The 12,287-nt window shown below is 53.8% G+C and carries 10 protein-coding genes and 1 pseudogene; 9 read left to right on the top strand and 2 right to left on the bottom strand.

The features are described from left to right. The first annotated feature begins 60 nt into the window (after positions 1 to 60). The 6 genes from QYC28_RS12945 (at position 61) to QYC28_RS12920 (ending at position 8,387) form a co-directional block, all read left to right on the top strand. Positions 61 to 1,296 carry a response regulator gene (locus QYC28_RS12945; protein WP_302679612.1) on the top strand — a complete coding sequence of 412 codons (1,236 nt, stop codon included), beginning with the start codon at positions 61 to 63 and terminating at the stop codon, positions 1,294 to 1,296. 66 nt (positions 1,297 to 1,362) lie between these two features. After that, positions 1,363 to 1,725, top strand: coding sequence for a PleD family two-component system response regulator (locus QYC28_RS12940; RefSeq protein ID WP_149821479.1), 363 nt, complete (start codon positions 1,363 to 1,365; stop codon positions 1,723 to 1,725). Between the two features lie 2 nt (positions 1,726 to 1,727). Further along, on the top strand, positions 1,728 to 2,270 hold the full coding sequence (locus QYC28_RS12935) for a chemotaxis protein CheW (protein WP_149821478.1): 543 nt from the start codon (positions 1,728 to 1,730) through the stop codon (positions 2,268 to 2,270). Between the two features lie 33 nt (positions 2,271 to 2,303). Further along, complete coding sequence (locus tag QYC28_RS12930; protein ID WP_302679611.1) at positions 2,304 to 5,117, top strand: methyl-accepting chemotaxis protein; 2,814 nt, start codon at positions 2,304 to 2,306, stop codon at positions 5,115 to 5,117. Between the two features lie 2 nt (positions 5,118 to 5,119). Further along, positions 5,120 to 7,897: a hybrid sensor histidine kinase/response regulator gene (locus QYC28_RS12925; protein WP_302679609.1), complete on the top strand. Its 2,778-nt coding sequence runs from the start codon at positions 5,120 to 5,122 to the stop codon at positions 7,895 to 7,897. Further along, positions 7,890 to 8,387, top strand: coding sequence for a chemotaxis protein CheW (locus QYC28_RS12920; RefSeq protein WP_302679608.1), 498 nt, complete (start codon positions 7,890 to 7,892; stop codon positions 8,385 to 8,387). The genes QYC28_RS12925 and QYC28_RS12920 overlap by 8 nt, the downstream gene beginning before the upstream one ends. Positions 8,388 to 8,476: 89 nt before the next feature. Here QYC28_RS12920 and QYC28_RS12915 read toward each other — a convergent pair. Beyond that, positions 8,477 to 9,094 (bottom strand): annotated as a pseudogene (locus QYC28_RS12915) (transposase). Positions 9,095 to 9,225: 131 nt separating this feature from the next. On the opposite strand from QYC28_RS12915, the gene QYC28_RS12910 reads away from it, so the two are divergent. Then, a complete protein-coding gene (locus QYC28_RS12910; protein WP_286626002.1) occupies positions 9,226 to 9,513 on the top strand; it encodes an endonuclease domain-containing protein in 288 nt (95 codons plus the stop codon). A gap of 244 nt (positions 9,514 to 9,757) precedes the next feature. Here QYC28_RS12910 and QYC28_RS12905 read toward each other — a convergent pair whose 3' ends face one another. Next, complete coding sequence (locus tag QYC28_RS12905) at positions 9,758 to 10,195, bottom strand: single-stranded DNA-binding protein (protein WP_149821863.1); 438 nt, start codon at positions 10,193 to 10,195, stop codon at positions 9,758 to 9,760. 178 nt (positions 10,196 to 10,373) lie between these two features. On the opposite strand from QYC28_RS12905, the gene QYC28_RS12900 reads away from it, so the two are divergent. Both QYC28_RS12900 and QYC28_RS12895 read left to right on the top strand, forming a co-directional pair. Then, the gene (locus QYC28_RS12900) at positions 10,374 to 11,672 is read left to right on the top strand and encodes an NAD(P)/FAD-dependent oxidoreductase (protein WP_286668786.1); all 1,299 of its coding nucleotides are present in this window, start codon (positions 10,374 to 10,376) and stop codon (positions 11,670 to 11,672) included. A gap of 38 nt (positions 11,673 to 11,710) precedes the next feature. Then, complete coding sequence (locus QYC28_RS12895; protein ID WP_149821466.1) at positions 11,711 to 12,286, top strand: DUF3365 domain-containing protein; 576 nt, start codon at positions 11,711 to 11,713, stop codon at positions 12,284 to 12,286. Position 12,287 lies beyond the last annotated feature (1 nt).

Below are 12,287 nucleotides of genomic sequence, written 5' to 3'. Positions count from 1 at the left end.
CGCTGGTTGCTGCCGGAGTAGGACGAAACTTCGGTGGGGGTAGCAGCTCGGAGGCTAAATATGATGACATCAGATCGCGGTTTTAGTGGCGGGGGAACACCACAGTTTACAGAAACGCTTCAGCCGGAACGATTACTCCAGCAACTCAGCACTTCAGGAGGCACAGGTTGCTTCAGGGTGAGCGTTCAAGGGCAGCAGTGGTTTCTCTACTTTGATCAGGGAAGTATTGTCTATGCTACCCACACGATTGAACCGGGCGATCGCTTTGAGCGCCATTTGCGGCAACTCAGCCAAAGTGTTCCTGCCCTCGATCGCGAGTTACGTGCCCAAGTCCGACAGCAATGGGAACAGGCCAACACCCCCACCCCGATCTATGAATATGAGAGTCTGCGCTGGTTGCTTACTCAAGACATCATTACCCCAGAGCACTTCAGCCGCCTAGTCGAGGGGCTAATCGTTGAAGTCCTAGAGTCGTTTTTATATCTCAAGAGCGGTCACCATCAACTTGTGCCCTATGTTGAAGTGCCAATTGTCAGCCGCTTTGACGCCACCCGACTGATTCAGCAGTGCAAATCCCGAATTCAGCAGTGGCTCAGCCTTGGCCACAAAATTGTCTCGCCTTTTCAGCGCCCCTACTTCTTTAGTGGTGCGCAAGTCAATTTAACCCCAGAGCAGCAGCAACGCTTGGGGTCGATGTTGCGGGGGTTTAGCTTCCGCCACTTGGCCGTGCTCATGAACCAAAATGAAATTGCCTTGGTGCGTAGCCTCTTACCCTTGATTGATAAAGGAGCCGTAGTCGTTCGTGAGCCGCAACACCCCTTTGATTTGCTGCCCAGTTTTGATGCCAGTTTGTGGCAGGAAACCACGCCTACCGTTACAGAGGAGAGTGGCGATTTGGGCAGTGGCTTTTTTACCTCAAAAGTGCCAAACCGTACCTATCGGATCATCTGCATTGACGATAGTCCGACCATGCTCAATGAAATTAAGCGGTTTTTGGCGGATGATGCCTTTGAAGTCATTGCCCTCAATGATTCTGTAAAAGCCCTGATGGAGGTGATGCGCCTCAATCCAGATCTGATCCTGCTGGACGTGGGGATGCCCAACATTGATGGTTATAAGTTTTGTAAAGTCGTTCGCAACCATGAACGCTTTAAGTCAGTGCCGATCATTATGGTGACGGGTAACACGGGTCTCATTGACCGCGCCAAAGCCCGCCTCGTGGGAGCGACGGACTATATGACCAAGCCCTTTACTCAGGCGGAACTTCTCAAAATGGTGTTTCAGTACTTGACGTAGTACAGGCAACCTGTGGGCAGTATATTGACAGTAATCGATTATTTGAATTGACATTTGGGAGATGACATGACGACGGTTTTAGTGGTGGAAGATACCCCCTCGGAAATGGCACTGATTACCTCGTTTCTTAAGGACTCTGGCTATACCGTCATTGCGGCCACCGATGCCAAGGAGGCTCTAGAAAAAGTCACGCAGTACAAGCCCGATGTGGTGGTGACGGATGTGGTGATGCCGGGGATGAGCGGCTTTGAACTCTGCCGCAGTCTCAAGAAAAATCCGGAAACCGAAAAGCTCCCCATTGTTGTCTGCACGTCGAAAAACCAAGAGCTAGACCGCCTTTGGGCAATGAAGCAGGGGGCAGATGCCTATGTCACGAAGCCCTTCAGCCGTGAGGATCTCCTGCGGGCACTGAAGTCGGTGGTGGTGTAGCGATGCTTGGGGCAGCACCTTGGTTGAATCATGGTGAAGGGCGGGGCGATTCCCCAAAGGGTACGCTACGCGATCGCCCCCAAGGGGCGCCCTATTTGCGTTTGGTTATCCACGACCAATTCACGGCATTGCTGCCGATGACTGAGATTCAGCAGGTGTTGGTGATCCCACCACAACAGCTCACGGTGATTCCCAATATGGCCGCCGTGGTGATGGGACTGCTGAACTTTCGGAACCGCATTGTTTGGGTACTGGATTTAGCCCACTTGCTCAACTTGGAGCCACTGGATGCGGATATTTCGGTGTTGACGATCGCGTTGCTGCACACCCCCAAGGGATACCTAGGATTGGCGCTCAAGGAGGTACGGGGGATCGTCCGTCTTCCCGAGGGAGCCATTCAATCGCCTGTGGGTACAGTGAGCGCGGCGCTGGTTCCCTACCTCAAAGGCTGTTGTCGCTTAGGAGAGGAGTTGTTCTTTATCCTTGATGGGGCAGCGATCGCCGAAAGGTCTTGCTCAAGTGTTCTTGCTGTTGATGTCGGATAGCACTGCTGTTAATGCTGTTAGGATGTGCCAACAATGACCACTGCCAAACCCTCCCTTGATATTCCTCCTTTGCCACCGTCGGTATTGAACTACCAACTCCCTCCCCTAGAGGAGAAAAAAGCCACAACCAACGGCAAATCCCCTGAGCAACCTGCATCCCCACCCCCCCCACCCCGCAAATTTTGGGGCTTACGTCCGAAACTGATTACCAGTGCCGTTGCCCTTGCAACACTGCCGATGATTGGTGTGGGCTTGGCGGCAAATGAAGTGGCGCGTCAACAACTGATGGAGCAGGTCTTGCAGCTCCAGCAGCAGGAAGCCAGTAGCGCTGCGCTCCAATTTGATAACTATCTGCGCGATCGCCGAGGGGATGCGCGCGTCTTGGCTTCGGTTTTGAATAATCGTTATAGCAGTGAAATTCAGCAGCGCGATCGCGCCCAACTGCAAGCCGTTCTCGATCAGTTCCTTGATGCTTACGTGGCCTACGACAGCGCCGCGATCATTGCCAACAATGGCCAAGGAACGGTTATTGCTCAATCCTCAGCGGGAAATCGTCTCGCCAACAATATTCTCCAAAATCAAGAGTACTTTAAGCTCGCGATCCAAACGCGGGGCGCGGTTTTAACCGTTGAGCCAACGCTGTCACTGCCAGAACGCCCCTTGGGGATGTTTTTAGCGGTACCGCTGATTAATCCTCAAAACCAGCAAATTATAGCGGTGCTGCGGTTGCGGGTACCCAAAAGCAGTATTCAGCAATTTCTGAAAACCTATGATCGCACTCAGCAGCAGAGTTTTTACCTCGTAGAGCCGGGGGGAACGATCTTTGCTGCCTCTATTCCAGCATTGCAGGGTAAACCCCTAGAGGAAGTCTTTCCCAAACTGGCTCAGTCTAGGGACAATACCTCAGCAAGTACGCTGACAGAACGGCGCCGCTCTGATGGCGAGTCCCAAATTCTCAGCTACACTACTGTTTCCCAACCCTTTGCCTCCATTGTCCTCGGCACCGACCAAGACTATGCCCTTAAACCCCTACGAAACCTGACATGGACACTCCTTTCGGGGGTGGTGGTGACGGCAATTGTGGCGGGGGCGGTCGCCATCTACCTCAGCGATCGCGGGATTCAACCCCTGCTGCGAGCCACCAAGGCGGTGACGAAAATTGGTGAAGGGGATCTCCAAACCCGTCTGCCGGTGGAGGGGGATGATGAACTGGCAACCCTCAGCCGCACGATTAACCAGATGGCAGAACAGTTGGAACAATCCCTGATAGAAGCTCGACTGGCTGCCCAACGCGCCCAACAGTTACGTGATAGTGTCTTTCGTTTGACCCAGCAGAGCGATCGCCAGCAAATTCTCGATAATCTGGTCAATGAGGGGCGCCATCTTTTGGGGTGCGATCGCGTGATCTTCTATGAATTTGACGAGAACTATGTCGGCAAAGTCGTTGCCGAGTCTGTAGCCGTCGGCTGGCCCCAAGCCCTCGAACAGGTGATTGACGATCCCTGCTTCCGTCAAAATTGGGTTGATGCCTACACCAAAGGGCGCGTGCAAGCCACAGCAGACATTCTCAATGCTGGTCTGACGGAGTGCCACCTCAAACAACTTGCTCCCCTGAAGGTGCGAGCCAACTTAGTCGTTCCCGTGTTGGTGGAGAAAAAACTGGTCGCGCTTTTAATTGCCCACCAGTGCAGTGAGCCGCGTCAGTGGCAGCAGCCCGAAATTGATGCTTTCCTCCAGTTGGCCAACCAAGCCGGACTGGTGCTTGAGCGCAGCAAATTCCTTGAGCAGACCACCGCTGCCCAAAAAGAAGCAGAACGCCTTGCCCAAGAGCAACAGCAGCGTACGGAACGCATTCAAATGCAGTTGATTAACCTGCTCACCGAAGTCGAGGCGGCCTCCCAAGGGGATCTGACGGTACGGGCCGACATCACCGCCGATGAAATTGGTACCGTTGCCGACATCTTCAACTCCCTCATTGAGAGTCTGCGGGACGTGGTTGTCCAAGTGAAAGCCACCACGGAAAAAGTGAACACCGCCCTCTTGGCGGATGAGACAGCCATGACAGAGTTAGCAGAAGAATCGCTGCGGCAAGCCAAGAAGGTGAAGCGGATGCTGGAAGCGGTTGAGGCGATGTCCACCTCCATTGAATCCGTGGCCAACAGCGCCAACGAAGCGGCAGAAGTGGCTCGCAAAGCTTCAGAGCGAGCCGTGACCGGTGGTGAAACCATGGATGCCACCGTTGATAGCATTCTCCACCTGCGGGAAACCGTGGCCGAAACCGCCAAAAAGGTGAAACGCTTGGGCGAATCCTCGCAACAGATTTCCAAGGTGATTTCGCTGATTAACCAGATTGCTCTACAAACCAACCTCTTGGCCATCAATGCCAGTATTGAGGCTGCCCGTGCCGGTGAAGAAGGCCGCGGCTTTGCTGTGGTTGCCGAAGAGGTGGGTGAACTAGCGGCGCGATCGGCAGCGGCCACCCGCGAAATTGAGCAAATCGTAGAAACGATTCAGATGGAAACCCACGAGGTGGTGAGTGCCATGGAAACAGGTACGGCTCAGGTGGTTGAAGGCACCCGCCTTGTGGAGGTGGCCAAGCAAAATCTCCAAGAAATTGTGCAGGTGTCGCAGCACATTGACGAACTGGTGCAGTCCATTTCCCAAGCTACTGTCTCCCAAGCCCGCACCTCCAACACCGTCAATACCCTCATGAAAGACTTTGCTAAGGTCTCTGAGGGGATGTCTGCTACGTCCAAGCAGATTTCTGAGTCTTTGCAAGCCACCGTGGACATTGCTCAGGAACTCCAAAACTCCGTCAACATCTTTAAGGTGACTGCTGAGGGATAACCATGCCCGAACCCGGCGTTGAGGAAACGATTCGTCTCCAGTTCCTCGAGGAGGCTCAGGACTACCTGCAAACCATTGAAGCAGGGATACTGGAACTCTCCCACCAGCCGGGGGTGATTGATGCTGTACTGCGGGCAGCTCACTCCATTAAAGGGGGGGCAGCGATGATGGGCTTTATGTCCCTCAGTGAACTGGCGCATCGCCTTGAGGATTTCTTCAAGGTCTTGAAATCGCGCCCCTGCGACGATGTTGAAGTGCAACACCTCCTGCTCAAAGCAGTGGATCAACTGCAAGCAGTCATTACCCTCCATCGCCAAGGAGTTGAACCCAATGAGGGCTGGTGGCGCACCCAAGTCGAGCCAATTTTGGATGAGTTGCAGGGACGGCTGGGAGATCCCACGGCGGAGGATGATCTGGCGCTCCTCAGTGGTGATGATGGCCAGCAGATGCGGGTGGTGCTCTTTGAAACCGAGGTGGAAGCCTGCCTACAACGCTTGGAAACTGTTCTGCAAACCTCCGGCCAACCCTGCCTCAAGGAGGAGCTGGCGATCGCCGCCCAAGAACTGGAAGGCCTCGGACAAATGCTCGAACTGCCTCAATTTGCTGAGTTTTGTGCCTCCGTCAGTGCCTATCTGGAGCAACCCAACTGTGATGTCAGCGAAGCGGGTGCCCACATTGTGCAGCAATGGCGCCGCTGTCAAGCCCTCGTGATTACTGGTCAACTGGAGGCTCTGCCCACCCGCTTGGAAATCCCGGAAACCGATGACGAGGATCAAACCATTATTGATTTATCGCTGGCCAACCTCAATCAAGAATTAGGGGTCGAGGACTTTGCCAGTGCTGAAGTGGGGGCCTTCTCCTTGGGTGATTTATTGTCCCCCCCACCCACCCCTACAGCAGCCCCTTCCCCTGCGCCAGAGGCTGAGACCACCCCAGTAACTCCCCAGCCCCAAGAACCCAAGGAAATGACCGTGCGGGTGCCGGGGCATCAGTTGGATCAACTGAGTGATCTGATGGGGGAATTGCTCATTGAGTGTAATGGTCTGGATTTACAACGGGAGCGCCTCCATGATCTGCTAGTGGGTCTCAAGCAAAAAGTGCGTGCCCTTGAGCGTGCCAACTTTCGTCTGCGCGCAGAGTATGACCGTGTCAGTGCCCCCCATCACTTTAATCCCCAAAATCAGCATGGCTTCGATGTTCTCGAGTTCGATCGCTATACCGATGTGCATCTGCTCTCCCAAGAGGTGATGGAAACCATTGTCCAAGTACAGGAAATCACCAGCGATTTGGAATTGAGCCTAGAGGACACTGAACGCACTGGCCGTGATCTCAACCGCACCGCCAAGCAACTTCAAGCTCGGTTTACCCAAGTGCGGATGCGCCCCTTTGCGGATCTGGCCAACCGCTATCCTCGCCTAATCCGCGAATTGAGTCGCGAGCATGGTAAAAATGTCAACTTAGAGATTGAGGGCAGCCACGTTCTCATTGACCGCACGGTGTTGAGTGTGTTGGCGGATCCCCTCTTGCACCTTGTCCGCAATGCCTTTGATCACGGAATAGAACCCGCAGAGGAACGCCAAGCCCTTGGTAAGCCCGCAGCGGGAACCATTACCCTAAAGGCGGCCTATCGCGGCAACCAAACCGTCATTACTGTGGCGGATGATGGCCGAGGCCTAAATCCAGAGAAAATTCGGCAAACGGCACGGCGATTGGGCTTAGCCCGGGACTGGTTGGAAACCGCGAGCGATCGCGACCTTTGGCAACTGATTTTTGAGCCGGGCTTTTCAACGGCCTCACAGGTGACCAGCCTCTCCGGGCGCGGTGTTGGCATGGATGTAGTGCGCACCAATCTGCGGCAAATTCGTGGGGACATCCAGATCCACAGTACCCCCGGCCAAGGCACGCGATTTATAATTACAATTCCCTACACCCTCTCAGTGGTACGGGTGCTCTTGGTGGAGGCCGCTGGCATGCTCTTGGCGGTACCCACCGAAGAAATCGAGGAAATGGTGCTGGCCGATCGCTACCCGCCCATCGAAACCCTTGGCTCAACCCTAATTGACTGGGAAGGCTATCTCATTCCTTTAATTGACCTCACCCAGATTTTCCACTTTCAGCGCCCCTATCGTCCCGTGGAAATGGAGGGCGCACCCACAATTAACGAGCCAACCCTGATGATTATCAGTCAAGGGGACAGTGCCCTTGCCCTGCGGGTCGATCGCTATTGGAGCGAGCAGGAAGTCACCATTCGCCAAGTCGAAGGCGAATTAGCCCTCCCCCAAGGCTTTAGTGGCTGCACAATTTTAGGGAATGGCCGCATTGTCCCCCTACTCGATCCCCTTGCCCTCTTTGATTGGTCAGAACAAGAGAGTTCTCATGCCCCTGTGGCTAGCCCCGTTGCCCCTAGCCAAGACACCGTCCTTGTGGTTGATGATTCAGTGAACGTGCGGCGTTTTCTCGCCAGTACCCTCGAAAAAGCCGGCTATCGGGTTGAGCAGGCCAAAGATGGTCAGGAAGCCATTGATAAACTCCAAGGGGGGCTACACGTCAACGCTGTTATCTGCGACATTGAAATGCCCCGCCTCGATGGATTTGGCGTCCTCACTCAAATTCGCCGCATTCCCCAGTGCCAAAACACCCCCGTCATGATGCTGACCTCCCGCACGGGTCAAAAACATCGCCAGCTTGCAGAACGCCTAGGGGCAGCCGCCTACTTTAGCAAACCCTTCCGCGAAAGTGACCTCTTGGCCACCCTTGATCAGTTGATCCGCCATGCTTAAAAGCCGCCGTCGCCGCCAAAGCCAACCCGTTGTTTTAGAGCAGTTCCTGACCTTTATCGTGCGTCAAGAGCAGTTTGCCGTGCCCATGGCACAGGCCTATCGGGTCATTCCTTTACCTCCCATTCATGGCGACCCCCACCAGCGGGGGATTGGCCTTGTCACCTATGAGAATCACGAAATTCTAGTCATTGATATTGGCTGCTGTCTCTTTGATGATCCCCTCTCAACCTCAGAAACCCAGAAGCTGAAATTTTTGCTCATTCTCCAGCCTCGCTTAGAAGGGGAATGGCTTGGCCTGCCCCTCACAGACCCCCCCGTGATTGAGCGCATTCCACGGGATGCCATTCATCCCATTCCCAGCAACTATCTCCACTGGGGGAGCATTCACAACGTCAGTTCCCTCATGGTCAGTAGTCAAGAAGATCAGGAGCTACCCCCGATCTTTATCGTTGATATTGAGCAGGTTCTGCACACCCTAAAAACGCGATAACCTGCCTGCATTTCTAGATGGAGGCGCACCAGCCATGAGTACGCTGTATGAAACCGACTTTTATAGCTATTCCAATAGAGAATGAGATATCATCTAGCACAATACTTGCGAATCACCTCATCCATAGAACAGTTTAACCCTGCATACATCCGCGCTCGCTTCAGCGCACTGAAGTCGTGCTCAATCACATTCAAATCAAGAGAGTATTTCGGTAAAAATAACACCTCGTCACCCGCCGCTTTCACCACTGCCTGCATCCCCCCTTGGGGATGAATCGGTGCATTATCCATCATCAACAACGACGGTCTCTTTAACGTCGGCAAACAGTACTGACTCAACCAACTCACAAACCCTAACGCATTCAAATATCCTGAAAACAGCATTGGGGCGATGAAGTCTTTCTGGTATCTATACCGTCCTGCGACTCAACTCTCTCTTTTCTGACGCCTCCCCACTCACTCTCCATCAATTCGTTGGCCTCGCGCTGACCACCCATACTCAGACTCCACTCGATCGCTGGGCACGGTCGATAAACGGTCATCGGGATGGGCAGCAACATCGGCTGCTAAGGCCGCTCAATCCAGCTTCCAAGGACGACGGGGGACAACCGTGGGCGCTAAGTCGTCTCGCTTTAGCCAGCGATGGATGGTGGCGCGGCTCACCTGAAAGATTTGAGTCGCTTCACTGATTTTGCCACCTTGCTTGATGTAGGAGACAACCCGCTCTCGTCAGTCCAAGCTATAGCTCATATTCTTGAGTAACATTCATGACGCTTTGAGTATAGCCTATCCCTCTTGAAAATATCTCATCTCCTTTCGAAATGGCTATACGAAAAAGAATGACGCGATCGGAGGTGATTCTCTGGCAGCATCTCAAGGGCAAGCAGATGAATAGCTATGATTTCGATCGCCAACGTCCTATCGATGAATACGTTGTTGACTTCTACTGCAAAAAGCTGAAGCTAGCGATCGAAGTTGATGGCTCATCCCACGATAGCGAAGAAGCTCAAGAGCAAGACCGCTACCGTCAGCAAAGGCTTGAAGCCTTAGGGGTTCGATTCTTGCGGTTTCGAGATGAAGAGGTGCGCCACAATGTTGAGGCAGTCCTTGAGGCGATCGCAACCTAGATTAAGGACAACGCTCCCAAAACTCCCCCTCTAGGGAGGGATTAGGGGTGGGTCTGAGTTGGGCTGACTACGGACAGGGATGCGAAGGGAATCCTTGCCCTGTGAATTGCTGCGTGAATCTCATTTGTGACCTCTGCCCATCAAACTAAGAAGCCTCCCATGGCTCTCTAGTTCTCCTCATCCCAAACTGACGTGGGTGAGATGATGTGTTCGTGCTAAACGCTAGCCGAATCAGCGTCAATCCCTAGAAGGGCACCTCATCTAGGTTAATATCTTCGGGTTCGGGGGGTGGGGGCGCCACTTTCGGTGTCATAGGTGCCGTGGCTGCGGGTGTGGCCATTGGGGTTGCTGCGGGCTGGGCGGGATGATCCACAATGTTGCCGTCAACGGTGTAGAAGCGGCTCACTACCAACTCGGCACGTTTTTCTTTGAAACCTTCGGGGCGGTCAATGGTGTCCATTTTTAGCCGGCCTTCGAGGATCAGGCGATCGCCCACTTTGCATTCTGCCTGCATTTTTTGCCCCAAATTGCCCCAAGCCACTGTTCGCAAACTCATGGGTGGCTCTTCACTGCGCAGGCTAGCAAACTGCACCACCATTGTGGCCACCGCCATCTGATTTTCTTGGGTGTAGCGCAGTTCTGGCGCTTGAATCACTTCTGCAAAGAGGACGCAACTGTTCATCCGATCGGCTTCCAACAGGTCGTGTTCTTTCCAGTATAGTCCCAACGGCTGCCGCGACAAGGCCACAGGATCAATACAGCGCGACTCTGGGGTTCTCTCTAGCACAGACGGCTGTAGCCAATTGTATCTTCTTATACTATCATATAGTTAATTAGATAAATTTACAGAGGATACGGTTATGGCACGGGTGGTTGTCCTTGGGGCAGGCATCGGCGGGTTGTCCACAGCCTACGAATTAAGGCACCGTTTGGGCGATCGCCATCAAGTGGTCTTGGTCTCCGATGTGAATCGCTTTACATTTATTCCGGGACTAGTGGCAGTTGCCCTTGGACACCATTCCCTCGAACGCCTGCAAGTGCCCCTAGGGATCGTGAGCCGTCGCCATGGGTTGCAATGGGTGCAAGGCAAAGTTCAGCAGATTGACCCTAAAGCTAAGAAAGTCTATTTGCCTGAGCAAACCCTTGACTACGACTATTTAGTGATTGCCACAGGGGCAGAACTCGCCCTCGATTTGATTCCCGGCCTTGGCGTTCACAGTTATTCCGTGTGTACCCCCGCCCACGCAGTTGCCGCCCATCGAGCATGGCAAGCATTCCTCAAAGACCCCAAGGATTTAGTTGTGGGTGCGGCGCCGGGAGCCAGTTGCTTTGGGCCTGCCTATGAATTTCTGTTTTTGGCGGAGTATGCCCTGCGGCGTCATCGGTTGCGCGATCGCGTCAAGATTACATTCATTACTCCTGAACCCTACATTGGCCATCTGGGGATTGGCGGCTTGGCTAACAGTGATCAACTCACCCTAGACCTGATTGCACAGCGGGGCATTGAAACCATCACGAATGCCGAGATCACGGCCATTGAGCCGCATCGGATTTTGTTGCGGGATGGACGGGTAATCCCCTTTGGCTACAGCATGATTTTGCCACCTTTTCGCGGGCCAGCCTTTGTGCGTGCCTCGGGTCTTGGCAATGAAAAGGGATTTTTGCCCCTGCTGCCCACCCTTCAGCACCCCGACTATCCTGAAATCTATGGGGTCGGTATTAGTGTTCACCTGCCGCCGATAGAAGTCACCCCTGTGCCTATGGGCTTGCCCAAGACGGGTCAAATGACCGAGGAGATGGCGATCGCCGTCAGCCACAATATTGCTGTTGCCCTTGGGGAATTAGCCGCTGACCCTGTAGTGCCGACCCTCGATGCCCTCTGTTTTGCCGACTTTGGTGACACGGGTATTGCCTATATTGCCGCTCCTGTGATTCCTGAGACCCTCGGGCAGAAGCGCCGCTTGGCCTACGCTATTCAAGGATTGTGGGTGAGTTGGGTCAAGGCTGTCTTTGAGCGCTACTTCCTGCTGAAAATGCGATGGGGGCTAAGTGTTCCTTGGTTTGAACAGTGGGGACTGCGGCTCTTCTTTGGCCTCTCCCTTGTGCGTCCCCTTCACCCCCCCCTAGTTTCCGAGCAGCAACCGTTCGCAAAAGTTTGATATGCAACCGTTAACAACACTGACAAGGAGTAATTTTTATGGCGCGCCTCTTTCTCATGGGTCTGTTGATGGTTTGTCTATGGCTCAACAGTTCCTCAGCCACATTGGCCAGTGTGAATCCCGATGAACTGGGGAAAGCCGTAACCGCCATTGAACAGTTGGATCAAATGCGCATTGGCCTTGCCTCTACTTTAGAAGGAAGTCCCACGGAACCCACCCTTGACACCTTTAAGGCTGTTTGTGCCCCCGTGGGCAAGAAAGCGAAGGAAATTGCTGCTGCCAATGGCTGGCAACTGCGTCAGGTAGCCCTCAAGTACCGCAACCCCAACCATGCCCCGCGCACAGCGCTGGAAGTGCAAGCCCTCAATCGCTTTGATAACAATCGTCAACTCCAAGCCTTTTGGCAAACGGATGCTGAAGGGGTGCACTACTTCCGTCGCATTGATGTCCAAGCCAGTTGCCTTGCCTGTCATGGGGCGAAAAATCGGCGGCCTGCCTTTATTCAAGAAAAATATCCCAGCGATCGCGCCTATGGCTTCCGTGTTGGTGATCTGCGGGGCATGTACGCTGTGACGATTCCGCAAATTCAACAGGCACTCCAAACCTCACCCTAGG

Source organism: Thermosynechococcus sp. HY596 (assembly GCF_030518715.1).
In the GTDB taxonomy this organism is placed as follows: Bacteria; Cyanobacteriota; Cyanobacteriia; order Thermosynechococcales; family Thermosynechococcaceae; genus Thermosynechococcus.
This window is presented reverse-complemented; position numbering and strand designations above follow the sequence as displayed.